This window comes from Streptomyces sp. SD31 (genome assembly GCF_052068475.1).
Lineage (GTDB): Bacteria > Actinomycetota > Actinomycetes > Streptomycetales > Streptomycetaceae > Streptomyces.
Map to the genome: position 1 here is coordinate 22381 of NZ_JBQHCX010000013.1, position 19772 is coordinate 42152.

Below are 19772 nucleotides of genomic sequence, written 5' to 3' on the forward strand. Positions count from 1 at the left end.
CCTGCACCGACAGGGGAGGATCATGAGACACAGACTGTGGGCCGTGGCAGGCGGGGCGGCAGCCCTGACCCTGCTCACGGCCACCGGCGCCCATGCCGAGGGCGAGGGTGACATCCGGGTCACCAAGACGGTCGTCAACGGCGGCAAGAACGTCATCGTCGGGACGACGAAGGTGGTCGAGTACCCGATCGCCATCACCATCACGGACGACTCGGGGGTGAAGGGGCTCAACCGCGTCAGCACCTCCAACACGTCCAGTGCCGTAGGGGGCGGCTTCGCCGAGTGGGTGGACACGACGTGTGTGAAGAAGTCGTCGACCACGTCGGTCTGCACGGCCACGATGAGGATCACTCCGTCCTGGATCCCCCACTACAGCGACGCCGACAGCAACAAGGCCGCCGGTGAATGGCAGGTCAACGCCACCGTCAAGGCGAACGACGGTGACTACTGGATCTCCGACCGCATCGGCCTCTACAAGGTCAAGCGCGCCTCCAGGCTCACGACGGACGCGACCCCCGAGCCGGTCGCCAAGGGCGCCTCGCTCACCGTCAACGGCAAGCTGACGCGCGCGAACTGGGAGAACCTCGAGTACCACGGGTACACGCAACAGGCGGTCAAGCTCCAGTTCCGGCCCGCCGGCGGCGCCCACTACAGCACGGTCAAGACCGTGCGGACGGGCGAGCACGGCAAGCTCAGCACCAAGGTGACCGTCACCTCGGCGGGCAGCTGGCGCTGGTACTTCCCCGGCACGACGACGACCGCGCGGGTCGTGTCGGCCGGGGACGCCGTCACGCTGAAGTAGGGCCGGACATACGGCTCAGAAGTCCTCGTCCAGGTCGACCGTGCCCTCCACGGCGACCTGGTACGCCGACGGACGCCGCTCGAAGAAGTTGGTGAGCTCCTGGACGCCCTGCAGCTCCATGAAGGAGAAGGGGTTCTCGGAGCCGTACACCGGGGCGAAGCCGAGGCGCGTCAGGCGCTGGTCGGCGACGCACTCCAGGTACTGCCGCATCGACTCGGTGTTCATGCCCGGGAGGCCGTCACCGCACAGGTCGCGCGCGAACTGCAGCTCGGCCTCGACGGCCTCCCTCAGCATGTCGGTGACCTGCTGCTGGAGCTGGTCGTCGAAGAGCTCCGGCTCCTCCTTGCGGACGGTGTCGACGACGTCGAAGGCGAAGGACATGTGCATCGTCTCGTCGCGGAACACCCAGTTGGTGCCGGTCGCCAGGCCGTGCAGCAGGCCGCGGCTGCGGAACCAGTAGACGTAGGCGAAGGCGCCGTAGAAGAACAGGCCCTCGATGCACGCGGCGAAGCAGATCAGATTGAGCAGGAAGCGTCGCCGGTCGGCCTTGGACTCCAGCCGGTCGAGCTTCTCCACCGAGTCCATCCACTTGAAGCAGAACTCGGCCTTCTCGCGGATGGAGGGGATGTTCTCCACGGCCGCGAAGGCGGCGTTGCGGTCCTCCGGGTCGGGCAGATAGGTGTCCAGCAGCGTCAGATAGAACTGGACGTGGACGGCTTCCTCGAAGAGCTGACGGCTCAAGTACAGCCGTGCCTCGGGGGAGTTGATGTGCTTGTAGAGGGTCAGCACCAGGTTGTTCGCGACGATCGAGTCACCCGTCGCGAAGAAGGCCACCAGACGGCCGATGAGGTGCTGCTCGGCGGGGCTGAGCTTGGCGAGGTCGGCGACGTCCGAGTGGAGGTCGACCTCCTCCACCGTCCAGGTGTTCTTGATGGCGTCCCGATAGCGCTCGTAGAAGTCCGGGTAGCGCATCGGGCGCAGCGTCAGCTCGAAGCCGGGGTCGAGCAGGTTCTGGTGGGACATTACTGGCAGGCCTCGCAGGACTCGGGGTTTTCCAGGGAGCAGGCGACCGCGTCTTCGGGCGCCGGCTGCTGAACGGGGATGGTGGCTCGGTTCTGCGCCTGGGCGGCGCGGGCGATGCGGGTCGCCGGGCGTGAGCGCAGGTAGTACGTGGTCTTCAGGCCCGACTTCCAGGCGTACGCGTACATCGAGGAGAGCTTGCCGATGGTCGGTGTCTCCAGGAAGAGGTTCAGGGACTGGGACTGGTCGAGGAACGGGGTTCGGGCCGCCGCCATGTCGATCAGGCCGCGCTGCGGGATCTCCCACGCCGTGCGGTAGAGGGCCCGTACGTCCGCCGGGATCCAGGCGAAGTCCTGCACCGAGCCGTTCGATTCGCGCAGCGCCTCACGGGTGCGGGCGTCCCAGACGCCCAGCGCCTTCAGCTCGTCGACCAGGTAGGAGTTGACCTGGAGGAACTCGCCGGACAGCGTCTCGCGCTTGAACAGGTTGGAGACCTGCGGCTCGATGCACTCGTAGACGCCGGCGATGGACGCGATGGTGGCGGTGGGCGCGATGGCGAGGAGGAGGGAGTTGCGCAGGCCGGTGGTGGCCATCCGGTCCCGCAGGGCGGCCCAGCGCTCCGGCCAGGTCAGGCGAACGCTCGTGAAATGGTCGGGGTGCAGGACACCCTTGGCCGTCCGGGTCTTCTCCCAGGCCGGCAGCGGGCCGCTGCGCTCGGCGAGGTCGGCGGAGGCCTCGTACGCGGCGAGCATGATGCGCTCGGCGATACGCGTGGAGAGCTGTTTCGCCTCGGCCGAGTCGAAGGGCAGCCGCAGCTTGAAGAAGACGTCCTGGAGCCCCATCGCGCCCAGCCCGACCGGGCGCCACTTGGCGTTGGACCGGCCCGCCTGCTCGGTCGGGTAGAAGTTGATGTCGACGACCCGGTCGAGGAAGGTGACGGCGGTACGGACGGTGGCGTCCAGCCGCTCCCAGTCGATGTCGCCGGTCGCCGTGTCGACGAACGCGCCGAGGTTGACCGACCCCAGGTTGCAGACCGCCGTCTCCCCGTCGTCCGTGACCTCCAGGATCTCCGTGCACAGGTTGGAGGAGTGGACGACATGGCCCGGCAGGGCCGTCTGGTTGGCGGTGCGGTTGGCGGCGTCCTTGAAGGTCATCCAGCCGTTGCCGGTCTGCGCGAGGGTGCGCATCATACGGCCGTACAGGTCGCGGGCCGGGATGGTCTTCTTCGCGAGGCCCGCCTCCTCGGCCTTGCGGTAGGCGGCGTCGAACTCCTCGCCCCACAGGTCGACCAGCTCGGGCACGTCGGCGGGGGAGAACAGGGACCACAGGGCGTCGGCGTTCACGCGGCGCATGAACTCGTCCGGGACCCAGTGCGCGAGGTTCAGGTTGTGCGTACGGCGGGCGTCCTCGCCGGTGTTGTCGCGCAGCTCCAGGAACTCCTCGATGTCGGAGTGCCAGGTCTCCAGGTAGACCGCGGCGGCACCCTTGCGCCGGCCGCCCTGGTTCACGGCGGCGACCGAGGCGTCGAGCGTCTTCAGGAACGGGACGATCCCGTTGGAGTGCCCGTTGGTGCCGCGGATCAGCGAACCCCGGGAGCGGATACGGGAGTACGACAGGCCGATGCCGCCGGCGTGCTTCGACAGGCGGGCGACCTGGTGGTAGCGGTCGTAGATGGAGTCCAGCTCGTCCTTGGGGGAGTCCAGGAGGTAGCAGGACGACATCTGGGGGTGCCGGGTGCCGGAGTTGAAGAGGGTGGGGGAGGAGGGGAGGTAGTCGAGGCGGCTCATGAGCCCGTAGAGCGCGGCGACTTCGTCGACCGACCTGGTCGTGTCGTCCTCGGCGAGGCCGGCGGCGACGCGCAGCATGAAGTGCTGGGGCGTCTCGATGACCTTTCGGGTGAGGGGGTGCCGGAGCAGGTACCGGCTGTGCAGGGTGCGCAGGCCGAAGTAGCCGAAGCGGTCGTCGGCGGCGGTGTCGATCAGGTCGTCGAGGCGGGCGCGGTGCAGACGCACGAACTCGGCGGTCCGGTCGGCGATGAGCCCCTCGCGATGGCCGACGGCCACCGACTCGGTGAAGGACGTGACGCCCTGCGAGGCGGCCTCGGCCGCGATGGAGAGGGTCAGCAGCCGGGCGGCCAGCCTGCTGTAGGCGGGGTCCTCGGAGATGAGACCGGCCGCCGCCTCGGTGGCCAGCTCGCGCAGCTCCGCTTCGTCCGCGACGGCGGACCGGCCGCGCAACGCGGCGGCGGCGACCCGGCCGGGGTCGGCGTCGGGGAGGTCGGCGGTCAGCTCGGTCAGGGTCCGCAACAAGGCGGTTCCCGGAGCGTCCTCGTCCGTCGGGACGGTCGGGACGGCTGAGGCCGGGTCTGCTGGCGCGATGGTCACGTGGGGGCTCTCCCTCGCTCGGCACGGGGGCCTTGCGGGAGGGCAGGGGGCAGCACACGAGCGCACGCGGCGTCGCGTCCACCGGCCCATTCCACGAGGCCCGGACGTCGGAGCGCACCGACCGGGTGGCCGGGGCGCGCTGTCGACAGGTCCTCGGACTGACTCTCGTACGACGGCATGCGGGCATACGTGTACGAGTACACCGTTGCGGGACAGTTCCGGATTCGCACCGGATTCCCCTGCGGCGACAGCGAGCATGAGCATACATCTTGTGCCGGGCTGTCGTGTCACCCCCAGATGTTGTGTCGGGGTGGTTTCAGAGCGTCAACTCATAGGTGAGGAGCGTGATGTCGTCGAGGGCCGGGACCGGGTTCCAGTCCCGCTCGGGCGTGCGGACGAAGCCCACCCGCTCGTAGATGCGGTGGGCGCTGTGCATGGTGCGCTGGGTCGACAGGACGATGCGTACGCAGCCCTCCGTGGCCCGTGCGCGGTCGACGCAGGCGCGTACGAGGGCCTCGCCGACGCCCCGGCCCCGGGCGTCCCGCGCGACCGCCAGCATGCGGATCTCGGCCTCGCCGGAGCGCGCAATGTCGGCCATCGGCCCGCCGCTCGGCACGAAGGTCACGCCACCCAGCAGCCGGCCCTTCTCGACCGCCACCAGCACCTCGGCTGCCGCTGCTCGCTTTGCCGCGTTCCTCAGCTCGCCGAGGTACGCGTCGCTCTCCCCGAAGTCGAGCAGACCGTCCTGGAGGTAGGCCTGCGCGGTGATCTCACCGAGGGCCTCGTACTCGCCGGGTTCCACCTGCCGGATCACGATGTCCATGCAGGTGAGTGTGGCGGACGGGTACGCCGACGGGCCGCCGGATTTCTCCGACGGCCCGTCGATGCCGGGTACTCAGTGGGACGAACCCGCAGTCGCCGGCGGCAGCTCCACCTGGACGCCCGGGTCGCCCGCGTCCGCCGTGTAGTCCTCCGGCCTGGTCTCGTCGACGCCCTCGGGGGCCTTCGCCGCCTTCAGGACGAAGGTGAGGACGACCGTCACGACCACGTTCAGCACGAACGCCGTCAGGCCGATGTAGCCGATCTCCCCGATGCCGGGGATCTCCTTCGCCGAGCCGCCGAAGTGCTTCTGCGTCGGCGAGGCGACGCCGTACGCGGCGACCGTGCCGTAGATCATGCCGACCGCCCAGCCGGCCAGCAGGGCCCAGCGGTGGAACCAGCGGGTGAACAGGCCGCCGACCAGGGCCGGGAAGGTCTGCAGGATCCAGATGCCGCCCAGGAGCTGGAAGTTGATCGCGACCGTCTTGTCCATGGTCAGGACGAAGACCAGGGCGCCCACCTTCACCAGCAGGGACACCAGCTTGGAGACCTTGGTCTCCTGCGCGGGAGTGGCGTCCGGCTTGATGAAGTCCTTGTAGATGTTGCGGGTGAAGAGGTTCGCGGCCGCGATGGACATGATGGCCGCGGGGACGAGGGCACCGATGCCGATCGCCGCGAAGGCCACGCCCGCGAACCAGGACGGGAACATGTCCTCGAAGAGCTGTGGGATCGCCAACTGGGGGTTGGTGACCGAGACTCCGGCCGCGATCGCCATGAAGCCCAGCAGGGCCAGCAGGCCGAGCATGAGGGAGTACAGCGGCAGGATCGTGGTGTTGCGGCGGATCACCTCACGGCTCCTGGAGGAGAGCGTCGCGGTGATCGAGTGCGGGTACATGAACAGCGCGAGCGCGGAACCCAACGCCAGCGTGGCGTATGTCCACTGGCCCGCCTCCGGCGGGATCAGACCGCCGGCCTTGGCTGCCGTGTACTTCTCGCTCGCCGCGCCGAAGATCTCGTCGAACCCGCCCAGCTTGATCGGGATGTAGATGATCGCCACCGCGATGACGACGTAGATCAGCGTGTCCTTCACGAACGCGATCAGCGCGGGGGCGCGCAGACCCGAGGAGTAGGTGTACGCCGCCAGCACGCCGAAGGCGATGAGGAGCGGGAGGTCCTTGACGAACCAGTTGGTGTCCTCACCGCCGCCCACGCCCATCACGTCCAGCACCGCCTGGATGCCGACCAGTTGGAGCGCGATGTACGGCATGGTCGCCAGCAGGCCGGTGACGGCGACGGCCAGCGACAGGCCCTTCGAGCCGAAGCGGCCGCGCACGAAGTCCGAGGTCGTGACGTATCCGTGCTTGTGCGAGACCGACCAGAGGCGGGGCAGGAAGGTGAAGATCAGCGGGTACACCAGGATCGTGTACGGCACCGCGAAGAAGCCCGCCGCGCCGGCCGCGTAGATCGCCGCCGGGACCGCCACGAACGTGTACGCCGTGTACAGGTCGCCGCCGAGCAGGAACCAGGTGACCCAGGTGCCGAACGACCGGCCGCCCAGGCCCCATTCGTCGAGGCTGTGCTCGTTCTCGGCCTTGCGCCAGCGCGAGGCCAAAAAGCCCATGACCGTGACGGCCAGGAAGAAGATGATGAAGACGGCGAGTGCGACGCCGTTCACGCCGTCGTTCACTCGGCACCCCCACGGCGTGCACGCTGGTCACGCTGCCACAGCTTGTACGCGATCATCGTCAGTGCGGTGGAGATCAGCACCCACAGCATCTGGTACCAGTAGAAGAACGGGATACCGGCGAAGGCCGGGTCCACCTTCGCGTACGAGCCGACCCACAGCATCGCCACGAACGGCGCGATCAGGCAGAGGGCGATGACCACACGCACGGGTGTCACCACCGGTGGTCTCACTTCTGGCGCATCAGACATACGGCGGCTCCGTCCCCTCACTGATCACCTGTGCAATGCGCAGGAAATCTAGGCGACGCTTCCGCTTTATGGAACCCCCGTCCGTATAACGGATAGCACTCAACTGACAGCGCTTGCCGCTCAGCAGCAGCGGAAGCCCTGCCGGGGGTCCTGCTCCTGACGGTCGGTGCGCATGCGCTCGAAAGTCCGCCGTGAGGGCACGTCCGCCCGCGGATGGTCCCGGCGGAGGTGCGCGACATAGCGGTCGTACGCCGACTCGTCGGTCAGCTCCCGCAGATACCAGCGCACACCCCTAAGCGCCCGCCGCAGTGCCGACGTCATGGCGCGCCTCCTCCTTCTCCTCCCGGGTCGGGAACAGCCCGGCCGGGGCGACGATCTTCGACTCGACGTACGGCGCCTCGCTCAGCGTGGACAGTGCCGGGCGCCGGACGTGCCGGACGCAGACGCGGGCCGCGTCGACGATGACGACGACGATCAGCAGGGCGAGGACGGCCGAGAGGACACCGTCCACCGTGGAGTTGGTGACCACGGTGTGCATGTCGTCCATGGTCTTGGCGGGCGGCAGGACCTCGCCGCGGTCGATGGCGTCCTGGAACACCTGACGCTGCTTGAAGAAGCCGACCTTGGGGTCGCTGGAGAAGACCTTCTGCCAGCTGGCCGTGAGTGTGACCGTGGCGTCCCAGGCGAGCGGAATCCCGGTGATCCAGGCCCACTTGAGGCGTCCGGACTTCACCAGCAGGGTCGTGCAGACGGCGAGGGCGACCGCGGCCAGCAGCTGGTTCGAGATGCCGAAGATCGGGAACAGCTGGTTGATGCCGCCGAGCGGCTCGTGGACGCCGACCCACAGGAAGTACCCCCACAGGCCGCACACCACGGCGCTGGTGATGACCAGGCCGGGCTTCCAGCTGACGTCCTTGAACGGCCGGTAGACGTTGCCCAGCGTGTCCTGGAGCATGAACCGGCCCACGCGGGTGCCGGCGTCCAGCGCGGTCAGGATGAACAGCGCCTCGAACATGATCGCGAAGTGATACCAGAAGGCGCGCAGGCCGTCGCCGGTGACCTGCGAGAAGATCTCCGAGACGCCGATGGCGAGGGTGGGGGCGCCGCCGGTGCGGGAGAGCAGGCTCGCCTCCTCTACGTTCTCCGCCGCCCGTGCGAGTGCCTCGGGGGTGATCTGGTAGCCCCAACTCCCCACGACCTGCGAGGCGTTCTGGACGGTGTCCCCGATGACCCCGGCGGGCGCGTTCATCGCGAAGTAAAGCCCCGGGTCGATGATGCTCGCCGCCACCAGCGCCATCACGGCGACCGACGACTCCATCAGCATGGAGCCGTAGCCGATCATCCGGACCTGCGTCTCCTTCTGGATCATCTTCGGCGTCGTACCCGACGCGATGAGCGAGTGGAAGCCGGACAGGGCGCCGCAGGCGATGGTGATGAAGACGAAGGGGAACAGGGACCCCGCGAAGACCGGGCCGTCGCCGCGCGAGGCGAAGCCGGTCACCGCGTCCATCTTCAGCGTCGGCAGCGCGATGACCACGCCGAGGGCGAGCAGCACGATCGTGCCGATCTTCATGAAGGTGGAGAGGTAGTCGCGCGGCGCCAGCAGCATCCACACCGGCAGGATCGAGGCGATGAACCCGTACGCCACCAGCCAGACGACCAGCGTGGAAGGCGCGAGGGTGAAGGTGTCGGCCCACGACGACTCGGCGACCCAGCGGCCGGCGATCAGGGCGAACAGCAGCAGCGCGACGCCGATGACGGAGACCTCGGTGACCCGGCCGGGGCGGAGCACCCGCAGGTAGAAGCCCATCAGCAGGGCGATCGGGATGGTCATCGCGATGGAGAAGGTGCCCCAGGGGGACTGGGCGAGGGCGTTGACGATCACCAGCGCCAGCACACCGAGCAAGATGATCATGATGGCGAAGGCGGCGAGGAGCGCCGCCGCGCCGCCGAACGGGCCGATCTCCTCGCGCGCCATCTGCCCCAGCGAGCGTCCGTCCCGGCGGGTGGAGAAGAACAGCACCACCATGTCCTGGACCGCGCCCGCGAAGATGACGCCGGCGATGATCCAGACCGTGCCCGGCAGATAGCCCATCTGCGCGGCCAGCACCGGCCCGACCAGGGGTCCGGCCCCGGCGATCGCCGCGAAGTGGTGGCCGAGCAGGACGCGGCGGTCGGTGGGGTGGAAGTCGATGCCGTTGTCGAGGCGTTCGGCCGGGGTGGCCCTGGTCCTGTCGACCTTGAGGACCTTGTACGCGATGAACTTCGCGTAGAAGCGGTAGGCGATGGCGTACGAGCCGAGGGCGGCCGCGACCATCCAGGCGGCCGATACCTCCTCGCCCCGGGAGAGCGCGAGCACGGACCAGCCCGCGGCACCGACGAGCGCGACGAGGGTCCAGATGACGAGGGATCGGACGTTCGCGGTACGCACCGGGGAGTCCTCCCGTCCATGCGGCGACGGGAGGACCGTAGAGCAGGAGCGGCAGTTGCGCTACACCGCGTGCGGTACTGCGAAGGTCCCTGGGACAGGCCTTAGTCCCGGGGCCGCTTGAGGCGCGCCACGAACTTGTAGCGGTCCCCCCGGTACACCGACCGCACCCACTCCACCGGCTGCCCCTCCCGGTCCTGTGAGTGCCGGGACAGCATCAGCATCGGCAGGCCCACGTCGGTGCCGAGCAGGCCGGCCTCGCGCGGGGTGGCCAGGGAGGTCTCGATGGTCTCCTCGGCCTCGGCGAGATGGACGTCGTAGACCTCGGCGAGCGCGGTGTAGAGGGATGTGTACTTGGCCAGGGACCGGCGCAGGGCGGGGAAGCGCTTGGCGCTCAGGTGGGTCGTCTCGATGGCCATCGGCTCGCCGTTCGCCATCCGCAGCCGCTCGATGCGCAGCACCCGTCCGCCGGCCGTGATGTCGAGGAGCTCGGCGAGCCGGTCGTCGGCGGTGATGTAGCCGATGTCCAGCAGCTGCGAGGTCGGCTCCAGGCCCTGGGCGCGCATGTCCTCGGTGTACGAGGTGAGTTGCAGGGCCTGCGAGACCTTCGGCTTGGCGACGAACGTCCCCTTGCCCTGGATGCGCTCCAGGCGCCCCTCGACGACCAGCTCCTGGAGGGCCTGGCGCACGGTCGTGCGCGAGGTGTCGAACTCGGCGGCCAGCGTGCGCTCGGGCGGGACCGGGGTGCCGGGAGACTGTGTCTCCGTCATGTCGAGCAGGTGCTTCTTCAGGCGGTAGTACTTGGGCACGCGCGCGGTACGAACGCCTGCCCCACCCTCGTTCTCCGCACTGCTGACGTCGGTACTCATGGCCTGCCTTCCCGGCTCCGGATGCGGGTCACCTCGTGATCCCTTCTGTATACCGTTGCCGCGCTCTTTTGGTCTAGTCCACAACCCCAAAGTGGTCTAGCGGACGAGAGTACTCCGGAGCCGCTGTTTTCGCTGCCTTCTTACTTAAAGGTTCCTGCATATGTAGGTCCCATAACGGCTGGTCAGAGGCCATTCGGTCACCCTTGACACGCTTCGTGGTCTGGTCCAAGCTCCCCCCTACTGGTCTACACCATTGGTCCAGGTCCCGGCCCATGGGCGGGAGGTGTGGGCATCCCTGAGGAGGGTGGCGTGAAGCGCAAGCTGATATCCGCGATCGGTGTCGCGGGCATGATGATCTCCCTGGCGGCGTGCGGGGGCGACGACGGCGACGGCGGGGGCAAGGCCGGGGCGGACGGATACGCGGGCCAGACGCTCACCGTGTGGGTGATGGACGGCTCCTCGCCGGACCAGTGGCAGAAGGACGTCGCCGCGGCCTTCGAGAAGCAGACCAAGGCCAAGGTCAAGTTCGAGATCCAGCAGTGGAACGGCATCCAGCAGAAGCTGACCACCGCCCTGTCGGAGGAGAACCCGCCGGACGTCTTCGAGATCGGCAACACCCAGACCCCGGCCTACGCCAAGACCGGCGGCCTCGCCGACCTCGCCGACCTCAAGTCGGAGATCGGTGCCGACTGGACCGAGTCCCTCAACGAGTCGTCGATCTACGACGGCAAGCAGTACGCGGCACCCTGGTACTTCGCCAACCGCGTCGTCCTCTACAACAAGAAGATCTGGGCCGAGGCGGGCATCAAGGACACCCCCAAGACCCGCGACGAGTTCTACGCCGACCTCAAGCAGATCGGCGAGAAGACCGACGCCGAGCCGATCTACCTGCCCGGCCAGAACTGGTACCACTTCGTCGGCCTGACCATCGGTGAGGGCGCCGAGCTGGTGAAGAAGGACGGCGACAAGTACGTCTCCAACCTCGCCGACCCGAAGATCGCCGCTGCCATGGAGACGTACAAGAAGTTCCAGGCGCTGTCCAAGGCGCCCAAGGACAAGGACGAGGCCACCCCGCAGCAGGGCGAGGTCTTCGGCAAGGGCAATGTCGGCGCCTTCATCGGTATGGGCTGGGAGGCCGGTATCGCGATCAAGGCCAACCCGAAGATCGAGAAGGAGATCGGCTACTTCACCATCCCCGGTGCCGCGGCCGACAAGCCCGAGGGCGTCTTCCTCGGCGGCTCCAACCTCGCCGTCGCCGCGGGCAGCCAGAAGCAGGAGCTCGCCAAGGAGTTTCTGAAGATCGCCCTGTCCGACAAGTACGAGGGCGAGCTGGCCAAGCTCAACGGCGTCATCCCCAACAAGGAGTCGCTGCAGACCAACCTGAAGGGCAACGTCGTCGCCGAGGCCGCCGCGCCGGCCGCCGCGGGCGGTGGCACCACGCCGCTGATCCCGGAGTGGGCCGCCGTGGAGAACGCGCCCAACCCGATCAAGACGTACATGACCGCCGTGCTGAACGGCAAGTCCCCGGCCGAGGCCGCGAAGCAGGTCGAGGACGAGTTCAACAAGCGTCTGTCGCAGCAGCAGTAGGCAGCGCGGCCCGCACTGTGCCGGCAGTAATGCAGCAGCACTAAGGCGCCGGTGTTCGCGCCGGGGCGGGGGGACGGGCATGCCGCCCCCCCCGGCCCCGGCGACCGCACGCGGGTCTACGTACGTAGGTCGAGAAGAGAGATCGCGAGCATGACCGTGCAGACCGAACGGCCGCCCTCCGGCCCGGTGGACACAGCCAAAAGGGATGAGAGCGGCCCCGCCGGACCGGGACCCCGAGCCGCCTCGCGCCTCGGCGCGCTCACCCCGTACCTCCTGCTGCTGCCGGCCTGCGTGGCCACCGTGCTGCTGCTCGGCTGGCCGCTGCTGAAGGACGTCCTGCTGTCGTTCCAGAACCTCAACATGGCGCAGCTGATCCAGCACGTCACCGAGTGGAACGGTATCGACAACTACAAGGAGGTCCTCACCGGCGAGGACTTCTGGCGCGTCACCCTGCGCTCGATCCTGTTCACGGCGGTCAACGTCGCCCTGATCATGGTCGCGGGCGCGCTGGTCGGCCTGCTGCTCGCCCGCCTCGGCCAGCGGATGCGGGTCACCCTGATGGTCGGGCTCGTGCTGGCCTGGGCGATGCCCGTGGTCGCCGCGACCACCGTCTACCAGTGGCTGTTCGCCCAGCGCTTCGGCGTCGTCAACTGGGTCCTGGACAAGCTCGGTTGGCACGCCATGGCCGACTACAGCTGGACCAGCAGCCAGATGTCGACCTTCTTCGTGGTCACGGTCCTGATCGTCTGGCAGTCGATCCCTTTCGTCGCGATCAACCTGTACGCGGCCACGACCACCATCCCGGGCGAGCTCTACGAGGCCGCGGCGCTCGACGGCGCGGGCGGCTGGAAGAGCTTCACCACGGTGACCCTCCCCTTCCTGCGCCCCTTCCTCTACGCCACGACCTTCCTGGAGATCATCTGGGTCTTCAAGGCGTTCGTGCAGGTCTTCACCATCAACGGCGGCGGCCCCGACCGGCTCACCGAGATCCTGCCCGTCTACGCCTACATCGAGGGCGTCGGCAACCAGCACTACGGCATGGGCGCGGCGATCGCCGTCCTGACCATCCTGATCCTGCTCGGCATCACCGCCTACTACCTCAGGATCGTGCTCAAGCAAGAGGAAGAGGAGGCCGGGCTGTGAAGCGCTCGCTCTTCGGCCGCCTGTGGCCCAACGTCACGGCCGTCGTCCTGTTCATCGGCTTCGTCTTCCCCGTGTACTGGATGTTCGCCACGGCGTTCAAACCGACCGGCGACATCATCTCCGAGGACCCGGTCTGGTTCCCGACCGACGTCACCCTCGAGCACTTCAAGCGGGCGACCGGCGTCGACCACTTCTGGACGTACGTCACCAACTCGCTGGTCGTCACGCTGTGCGCGGTCGTCCTCGCCCTGGTCATCGCGCTGGCCGGCTCCTTCGCCCTGGCCCGGATGCGGTTCAAGGGGCGGCGCGGCTTCGTCATCGGCTTCATGCTGGCCCAGATGGCACCCTGGGAGGTCATGATCATCGCGATGTACATGATCGTGCGGGACGCGTCGATGCTGAACAGCCTCGTGCCGCTGACGGCCTTCTACATGATGATGATCCTGCCCTTCACCATCCTGACCCTGCGCGGCTTCGTCGCCGCGGTGCCCCGGGACCTGGAGGAGGCCGCGATGGTCGACGGCTGCAGCCGGGCCCAGGCCTTCCGCAAGGTCATCCTGCCGCTGCTGGCACCCGGCCTGATGTCCACGTCCCTGTTCGGCTTCATCACCGCATGGAATGAATTCCCCCTGGTGCTGGTGCTGAACAAGGAGACCGAGGCGCAGACCCTGCCACTGTGGCTGTCCAGCTTCCAGACCGCCTTCGGCAACGACTGGGGCGCGACGATGGCGGCGTCCTCCCTCTTCGCCATCCCGATCCTGATCCTCTTCGTCTTCCTGCAGCGCAGGGCTGTCAGCGGCCTGACGGCCGGCGCCGTGAAGGGATAACGCCACCCGATGACGACAATCGCCAGCGCCACCGACACTTTGACGCGCGATGCCCTGACCGTTCTGCAGCCCGGCTTCACCGGCACGACCGCCCCCGACTGGCTGCTGCGCCGCCTCGGTGAGGGCCTCGCCTCCGTCGGCCTGTTCGGCCGCAACATCGCCTCGCCCGAGCAACTGGCGGCCCTGACAGCCCAGTTGCGCGCCGAACGGGACGACGTGCTGGTCGCGATCGACGAGGAGGGGGGTGATGTGACGAGGCTGGAGGTGAGGTGCGGCTCCAGCTTCCCCGGCAACCACGCCCTGGGCGCGGTGGACGACGTGGAGCTGACGAGGCAGGTGGCGTCCGAACTGGGCCGCCGCCTCGCCGCCTGCGGAGTCAACCTCAACTGGGCCCCCTCGGCGGACGTGAACTCCAACCCGGCGAACCCGGTCATCGGCGTACGCTCCTTCGGCGCCGACACCGCCCTGGTCGCCCGCCACACCGCGGCCTACGTCACCGGCCTCCAGTCGGCAGGCGTGGCGGCCTGCACGAAACACTTCCCGGGCCACGGCGACACGGCGGTCGACTCCCACCACGCGCTCCCGCGCATCGACGCGGCCCTGGACGTGCTGACGGACCGCGAACTCTCCCCGTTCCGCGCGGCGATCGCCGCCGGCACGCGGGCGGTGATGAGCGCGCACATCCTCATCCCCGCCCTGGACCCCGACCACCCGGCGACCCTCTCCCGCCCGGTCCTGACCGACCTCCTGCGCGGCGACCTCGGCTACACCGGCCTGATCGTCACCGACGGCATGGAGATGCAGGCCATCGCGGCGACTTACGGCATCGAACGCGGCAGCGTCCTCGCCATCGCGGCCGGCGCCGACGCGATCTGCGTGGGCGGCGGCCTGGCCGACGACGAGACGGTACGCCGCCTGCGGGACGCCCTGGTCGAGGCGGTCCGCTCCGGCGAACTCCCCGAGGAACGCCTGGCGGAGGCCGCGGAACGGGTCCGCGAACTGGCCCGCTGGACGGCGACCGCCACACCGGTGACCGACGCCGAGGGCCGAACGGACGTGGGCCTCGTCGCAGCCCGCCGGGCCCTGAAGGCGACTGGCGCCGCGGACTTCACCCCGCTCACCGAAGCGCCCTACGTCGTCGCCCTCACCCCGGTGGCGAACATCGCCGTGGGCGACGAGACGCCCTGGGGCGTGGCGGCGGAACTGGCCCGACTGCTCCCGGGCACACAGACGGGCACCTTCACGGGGGAGGACGCGGGGCGGCAAGCACTGGACGCGGCGGGGAACCTGCGGATCGTGGCGGTGGTCCGCGACGAACACCGGCATCCTTGGATGCGGCGTGCCCTGGACACCCTGCTGGAGGCCCGCCCCGACACGATCGTGGTCGAAATGGGCGTCCCCCAGGCGCCACCCCGAGGCGCCCTGCACCTCGCCACGCACGGCGCGGCTCGCGTGTGCGGGCGGGCGGCGGCGGAGGTCATCGCGGGGAAGTAGCGGTTACGACGAGGAAGGCGCCGGTCCTTTGAAAGGGGACCGGCGCCTCAAGTGCCTTTAGGGGCGCTGGGCTGTATCGATATGCGGCTCCGCCGCGCGGGCGCGACCAGCCCACCACTACCCGCAGCCCGCGACAAGCCGAACCCGGCAGACGGAACCGCCCCTAAATTCCCTGCCACTCCGGCTTGTTGGCATAGGTGTGCCGGAAATAATCGGCAAGCTTCAACTTCGACGCCGCCCCCTCGTCCACAACAACCGTCGCATGCGGATGCAACTGCAACGCCGAGGCCGGACACACCGCAGCGACCGGCCCCTCCACAGTCGCCGCAACCGCATCCGCCTTGCCCTCACCCGTGGCCAGCAACACCAGATGCCGCGCCTCAAGAATCGTGCCGATGCCCTGTGTGATCACGTGATGCGGCACCTGCTCGATGTCCCCGTCGAAGAACCGCGCGTTGTCGACCCGCGTCTGCTCCGTCAGCGTCTTGATCCGCGTCCGCGACGCCAGCGACGAACACGGCTCATTGAACCCGATGTGCCCGTCCGTCCCGATCCCGAGCAACTGCAGATCGACGCCCCCGGCATCGGTCAGCGCCGCGTCATACGCCTCACACGCCCCTTGCACGTCCTCGGCCGTACCGTCGGGCCCCATGAACGCGTCCATCCCGATCCCGAGCGGCTCCAGCACCTCGCGCCGCAGCACGGACCGATACGACTCCGGATGCTCGGCGGGCAGCCCCACATACTCGTCCAGCTGCGCGATCCGGGCCCGTGAGACGTCCACGGCACCGGAGCGCACCTTGGCCGCGAGCGCCGCGTAGATGGGCAGCGGCGTCGACCCGGTGGCCACACCGAGCACGGCGTCGGGCTTGCGTCGGAGCAACCGCGCCATGGCCTCGGCTATCAGCTCGCCACCCGCCTTGGCGTCCGAAACGATGACAACTTCCACGCTGGGCCTGCCGATCTGGAGAGGGACTCGAAGGGCACCCTAAAGGGGCATGTGGTTTAGACCAATCTAACAGAGCGGGGTCCCAAGGCCCAGGTAGACGAAACATTCCCTAGTGGTCGCTACAAAAATAACCGTAGATCACCCCGCCGACATTTGTCTAGCGTCCGCTATAAAATGCATCCCATGGTGAGCAACAAGGAGAGCGAGGCGACCGGAGCGAAGCCCCGCCCGGCGGCCAGACCCCGCGGCCGCCCCCGCTCCTTCGACCGCGAGACCGCCCTGGAGAAGGCGATCCTCGCGTTCTGGGAGCACGGCTACGAGGCGACCTCCGTCTCCGACCTCACACGCGTCATGGACATCGGCGCCCCCAGCCTGTACGCCGCCTTCGGTGACAAGCAGTCCCTGTTCGAAGAGGCCGTGCGCGCGTACGACGTGCGGTACGGCTCCTTCGTCGATCGCGCCCTCGCCGAGGAGCCCACCGCCCGTGCGGCCGTGGCGCGGATGCTGCGCGAGGCCGCCGCCGAGTACACCGATCCGGCCCATCCGCACGGCTGTCTCATTGCCCATGCGGCCACCAACTGCTCCACGCCCGAGGTGGAGGAGTCGCTACGGAGCCGGCGCAACTCCACCATCGCGGCCATCCGGAGCCGTATAGCAGCGGACCTCGCCACGGGTGCCCTCCCGCCCGGCGCCGACGCCGCCGCCCTCGCCCGGCACACCGGCGCGATGATCCAGGGCATGTCACAACAGGCGCGCGACGGGGCGAGCCGGGAGGAACTGGAGGCGCTCGCGGAAATTGCCATGGCCAACTGGCCCCGCACATGAACCCACACGGGTTAGGCTGCGTGGTGGACGACGGGGCGTCCCACTGGTTCTCCGACTGGCCCGCCAGCCCGCGAAGAAGCGTCAACAACAAACAGGCTCCAACGCATGGACACACCGGAGTGGTCTAGTCCACAATGCGAAGGAGTGCGTAGGAGAAGAACGCACCGACTTCCGTCTTCCCCGCACAGGAAGGCGGACCGAGGAACCGGAGCTCTCTGCCCTGACTGCCCCGGCTCCTCATCCTTCGGCCGACCGGGACCGCACACCCCACGGCCGATGTTGCTCCGGGCTGCGGTGCCGGGAGGGTTGAGGGTCCCTCCCAGGCGCCGCGGCCCGCGGGTGTTTTCGGCCCCCGCGAGCCCTTGAAGTGGCTGGTTTCGAGCCATGTCCGTACCGCCAGGTACGCTCGGCCACGTGCCCTCCATGAACGAACTCGTACGCCAGCACACGGCCCTCGACGACTCCGACCTCGAGTGGCTCCACCTGCTGGTCTCGGAGTGGCAGCTGCTCTCCGACCTTTCCTTCGCCGACCTGGTCCTGTGGGTCCCCACCAGCGACGGCACCCGCTATGTGTCCGTCGCGCAGATGCGACCCAACACCGGCCCGACCTCGTACCAGGACGACATGGTCGGCCACCTCGTCCCGCGCGGCCGCCGCCCGATGCTGGACGCCGCGCTCGACGAGGGCCGGATCGTGCGGGAGGGCGACCCCGAGTGGCGCGAGGAGGTGCCGGTCCGCGTCGAGTCGATTCCCGTACGGCGGGACGGGCGCGTCCTGGGTGTCATCGCGCGCAACACCAACCTGCTGACCGTGCGCACCCCGAGCCGCCTGGAGCTGACCTACCTCCAGAGCGCCTCGGACCTCGCGCAGATGATCGCGGCCGGTTCGTTCCCGTTCGCCAACCAGCAGGTCGACATGGACGCCTCGCCGCGCGTCGGCGACGGCCTGATCCGCCTCGACGCCGACGGCCTCGTCCAGTACGCCTCCCCGAACGCACTGTCCGCCTACCACCGTCTCGGCCTCGCCGCCGACCTCGTAGGCCACCACCTGGGCATGACCACCGCCGAACTCGCCCCGACCCACGGGCCGGTGGACGAGGCGCTCGCCAAGGTCGCCAGCGGCTGGGCGCCCCGCGAGTTCGAGATCGAGTCGGACGACGGAGTCATCCAGTTCCGGGCGATCCCCCTCAAACCCAAGGGCACCCGCATCGGTTCGCTGGTCCTGCTCCGGGACGTCACCGAACTGCGCCGCCGCGAGCGTGAGTTGATCACCAAGGACGCGACCATCCGGGAGATCCACCACCGCGTCAAGAACAACCTCCAGACGGTGGCCGCCCTGCTCCGTCTCCAGGCCAGGCGCATCGAGTCCGACCGCGGCCGCGAGGCCCTCGAAGAGGCGGTACGACGGGTCGGCTCGATCGCGATCGTGCACGAGACGCTCTCCCAGAACCTGGACGAGCGTGTGGAGTTCGACGAGATCGCCGACCGGGTGCTGGCCATGGTCGCCGAGATCTCGCCCGGCAAGGTCATCGGCCGGCGCACCGGCCGCTTCGGCATCCTGGACGCCGAGGTCGCCACCCCGCTGTCGATGGTCCTGACCGAGATCCTGCAGAACGCTCTGGAGCACGGCTTCCGCGAGGGCGACACCGGCACGGTCGAGGTCTCGGCGGTCCGCGGCGGCACGACGAAGCAGGCCCGCCTCCTGGTCACCGTCCAGGACGACGGCGTGGGTCTGCCCGAGGGCTTCGACCCGCACACCGCGGGCAACCTCGGCCTTCAGATCGTACGGACGCTGGTGGAGGGCGAGTTGGGCGGCACGTTCGACATGGTGCCGGCGCCGGAGCGGGGGACCCGGGTGATCCTCGACCTCCCGGTGCGGGCGCACAAGTAAGCGTCGGCAGAGGGCGTGTGCCGTGCACCACGGTGGCAGGGTGGTGCACGGCACACGCCCACCACATGTGAACGGCCTGATCTCCACCGGCTCCCGGACAGCAAAGAGCCCCAGCCCGTTCAGGGGGCTGGGGCTCAACATGCTCGTTGCCAGCATTTGCTGCGCATCGGGGGTACTGCGCGCTGCGGCTCGGGGGCGGGAGATGCGTACTCGCTGTACGCGCCGCCAAGCTCAGGCTGTTTGCGGGGCGGGTGTTGTCAGGCGGAGGCCTGACGGGCCCGGTTGCGGGCGGCGCGGCGCTTCATGGCGCGGCGCTCGTCCTCGCTGAGACCACCCCAGACGCCGGAGTCCTGGCCGGACTCGAGCGCCCACTGCAGACACTGATCCATAACGGGGCAGCGACGGCAGACGGCCTTGGCTTCCTCGATCTGCAGCAGCGCAGGACCGGTGTTGCCGATGGGGAAGAAGAGCTCGGGGTCTTCCTCGCGGCAAACGGCGTTGTGACGCCAGTCCATGGCTGCTACCTCTCCTTGTGTATTACGTGCAAGTTGCTTGTGAATGTGAACGCTTTCACGAATCCCTCAACAAGTGAAGGGCCGACCGCCAGGTTCCCTGGCGAGGTCCTGTGATTTGAAGAGGGGTTCCGGTGATCTGTGGAGCCGGTGTTGCGGGCTGTCCCGATCGCCACGTAGAGACTCGCAAACCTCAGCGGCGGATACAACCCCTTCCGGAAAGTTTTTTTTGATTCCTCGGTGTCGACTAGGTCACAGCCGTACTTCCATGGGGTGGATCCTGGCCTA

17 protein-coding genes and 1 riboswitch are annotated in these 19772 nt (G+C 68.6%); of the genes, 7 read left to right on the forward strand and 10 right to left on the reverse strand.

Annotated features, from left to right (window positions below):
• Positions 1-22 precede the first annotated feature (22 nt).
• Positions 23-802 carry a hypothetical protein gene (locus ACTMVF_RS26595; RefSeq protein WP_441273628.1) on the forward strand — a complete coding sequence of 260 codons (780 nt, stop codon included), beginning with the start codon at positions 23-25 and terminating at the stop codon, positions 800-802.
• A gap of 15 nt (positions 803-817) precedes the next feature.
• Here ACTMVF_RS26595 and ACTMVF_RS26600 read toward each other — a convergent pair whose 3' ends face one another.
• The 8 genes from ACTMVF_RS26600 to ACTMVF_RS26635 all read right to left on the reverse strand — a co-directional run bounded on the left by ACTMVF_RS26600 (position 818) and on the right by ACTMVF_RS26635 (position 10257).
• Positions 818-1825 (reverse strand): ribonucleotide-diphosphate reductase subunit beta, encoded by a 1008-nt coding sequence (locus ACTMVF_RS26600; protein WP_441273629.1) that lies wholly within the window; start codon positions 1823-1825, stop codon positions 818-820.
• Positions 1825-4206, reverse strand: a complete 2382-nt coding sequence (locus ACTMVF_RS26605; protein WP_441273630.1) for a ribonucleoside-diphosphate reductase subunit alpha — start codon at positions 4204-4206, stop codon at positions 1825-1827. The genes ACTMVF_RS26600 and ACTMVF_RS26605 overlap by 1 nt, the downstream gene beginning before the upstream one ends.
• A 127-nt stretch (positions 4207-4333) precedes the next feature.
• Positions 4334-4470: riboswitch (cobalamin riboswitch) on the reverse strand.
• Between the two features lie 52 nt (positions 4471-4522).
• Positions 4523-5029, reverse strand: a complete 507-nt coding sequence (locus ACTMVF_RS26610) for a GNAT family N-acetyltransferase (RefSeq protein ID WP_441273631.1) — start codon at positions 5027-5029, stop codon at positions 4523-4525.
• A 72-nt stretch (positions 5030-5101) separates the two neighbouring features.
• Positions 5102-6712 carry a monocarboxylate uptake permease MctP gene (gene mctP, locus ACTMVF_RS26615; protein ID WP_441273632.1) on the reverse strand — a complete coding sequence of 537 codons (1611 nt, stop codon included), beginning with the start codon at positions 6710-6712 and terminating at the stop codon, positions 5102-5104.
• Complete coding sequence (locus ACTMVF_RS26620) at positions 6709-6960, reverse strand: DUF3311 domain-containing protein (RefSeq protein WP_301997006.1); 252 nt, start codon at positions 6958-6960, stop codon at positions 6709-6711. Before ACTMVF_RS26620 ends, mctP begins: the two co-directional genes overlap by 4 nt.
• 120 nt (positions 6961-7080) lie before the next feature.
• The gene (locus tag ACTMVF_RS26625) at positions 7081-7281 is read right to left on the reverse strand and encodes a CstA-like transporter-associated (seleno)protein (RefSeq protein ID WP_441273633.1); all 201 of its coding nucleotides are present in this window, start codon (positions 7279-7281) and stop codon (positions 7081-7083) included.
• Positions 7253-9391, reverse strand: a complete 2139-nt coding sequence (locus tag ACTMVF_RS26630; RefSeq protein ID WP_441273634.1) for a carbon starvation CstA family protein — start codon at positions 9389-9391, stop codon at positions 7253-7255. Before ACTMVF_RS26630 ends, ACTMVF_RS26625 begins: the two co-directional genes overlap by 29 nt.
• A 101-nt stretch (positions 9392-9492) precedes the next feature.
• Complete coding sequence (locus ACTMVF_RS26635; protein WP_441273635.1) at positions 9493-10257, reverse strand: GntR family transcriptional regulator; 765 nt, start codon at positions 10255-10257, stop codon at positions 9493-9495.
• Positions 10258-10566: 309 nt separating this feature from the next.
• Here ACTMVF_RS26635 and ACTMVF_RS26640 point away from each other — a divergent pair, with 309 nt between their 5' ends.
• From ACTMVF_RS26640 to ACTMVF_RS26655, 4 genes are all read left to right on the forward strand, one after another.
• A complete protein-coding gene (locus tag ACTMVF_RS26640) occupies positions 10567-11844 on the forward strand; it encodes an extracellular solute-binding protein (protein ID WP_441273636.1) in 1278 nt (425 codons plus the stop codon).
• A gap of 150 nt (positions 11845-11994) precedes the next feature.
• The gene (locus tag ACTMVF_RS26645; RefSeq protein WP_441273637.1) at positions 11995-12987 is read left to right on the forward strand and encodes a carbohydrate ABC transporter permease; all 993 of its coding nucleotides are present in this window, start codon (positions 11995-11997) and stop codon (positions 12985-12987) included.
• Positions 12984-13814 carry a carbohydrate ABC transporter permease gene (locus ACTMVF_RS26650; protein ID WP_441273638.1) on the forward strand — a complete coding sequence of 277 codons (831 nt, stop codon included), beginning with the start codon at positions 12984-12986 and terminating at the stop codon, positions 13812-13814. The genes ACTMVF_RS26645 and ACTMVF_RS26650 overlap by 4 nt, the downstream gene beginning before the upstream one ends.
• Before the next feature lie 9 nt (positions 13815-13823).
• Complete coding sequence (locus ACTMVF_RS26655) at positions 13824-15308, forward strand: glycoside hydrolase family 3 protein (RefSeq protein ID WP_441273639.1); 1485 nt, start codon at positions 13824-13826, stop codon at positions 15306-15308.
• Between the two features lie 163 nt (positions 15309-15471).
• Here the strand turns inward: ACTMVF_RS26655 and nagB are convergent, their stop codons facing one another.
• On the reverse strand, positions 15472-16257 hold the full coding sequence (gene nagB / locus ACTMVF_RS26660; RefSeq protein WP_441273640.1) for a glucosamine-6-phosphate deaminase: 786 nt from the start codon (positions 16255-16257) through the stop codon (positions 15472-15474).
• Positions 16258-16440: 183 nt separating this feature from the next.
• Between nagB and ACTMVF_RS26665 the strand changes: the two genes are divergently transcribed.
• Entirely contained in the window at positions 16441-17082 is a 642-nt protein-coding gene (locus ACTMVF_RS26665; RefSeq protein WP_441273641.1) for a TetR/AcrR family transcriptional regulator, read from the forward strand.
• Positions 17083-17505: 423 nt separating this feature from the next.
• The gene (locus ACTMVF_RS26670; RefSeq protein WP_441273812.1) at positions 17506-18972 is read left to right on the forward strand and encodes a sensor histidine kinase; all 1467 of its coding nucleotides are present in this window, start codon (positions 17506-17508) and stop codon (positions 18970-18972) included.
• 257 nt (positions 18973-19229) lie between these two features.
• On the opposite strand, the gene ACTMVF_RS26675 is transcribed toward ACTMVF_RS26670, so the two are convergent.
• Positions 19230-19487 (reverse strand): WhiB family transcriptional regulator, encoded by a 258-nt coding sequence (locus ACTMVF_RS26675; protein ID WP_006142322.1) that lies wholly within the window; start codon positions 19485-19487, stop codon positions 19230-19232.
• Positions 19488-19772: the final 285 nt, after the last annotated feature.

Bases quoted from the DNA above. Each gene is read 5' to 3' on its own strand.
- ACTMVF_RS26595 (WP_441273628.1), top strand. From the start codon at position 23: ATGAGACACAGACTGTGGGCCGTGGCAGGCGGGGCGGCAGCCCTGACC.
- ACTMVF_RS26635 (WP_441273635.1), bottom strand. From the start codon at position 10,257: ATGAGTACCGACGTCAGCAGTGCGGAGAACGAGGGTGGGGCAGGCGTT.
- ACTMVF_RS26620 (WP_301997006.1), bottom strand. From the start codon at position 6,960: ATGTCTGATGCGCCAGAAGTGAGACCACCGGTGGTGACACCCGTGCGT.
- ACTMVF_RS26675 (WP_006142322.1), bottom strand. From the start codon at position 19,487: ATGGACTGGCGTCACAACGCCGTTTGCCGCGAGGAAGACCCCGAGCTC.
- ACTMVF_RS26655 (WP_441273639.1), top strand. From the start codon at position 13,824: ATGACGACAATCGCCAGCGCCACCGACACTTTGACGCGCGATGCCCTG.
- ACTMVF_RS26600 (WP_441273629.1), bottom strand. From the start codon at position 1,825: ATGTCCCACCAGAACCTGCTCGACCCCGGCTTCGAGCTGACGCTGCGC.
- ACTMVF_RS26665 (WP_441273641.1), top strand. From the start codon at position 16,441: ATGGTGAGCAACAAGGAGAGCGAGGCGACCGGAGCGAAGCCCCGCCCG.
- ACTMVF_RS26670 (WP_441273812.1), top strand. From the start codon at position 17,506: ATGAACGAACTCGTACGCCAGCACACGGCCCTCGACGACTCCGACCTC.
- ACTMVF_RS26645 (WP_441273637.1), top strand. From the start codon at position 11,995: ATGACCGTGCAGACCGAACGGCCGCCCTCCGGCCCGGTGGACACAGCC.
- ACTMVF_RS26610 (WP_441273631.1), bottom strand. From the start codon at position 5,029: ATGGACATCGTGATCCGGCAGGTGGAACCCGGCGAGTACGAGGCCCTC.
- ACTMVF_RS26625 (WP_441273633.1), bottom strand. From the start codon at position 7,281: ATGACGTCGGCACTGCGGCGGGCGCTTAGGGGTGTGCGCTGGTATCTG.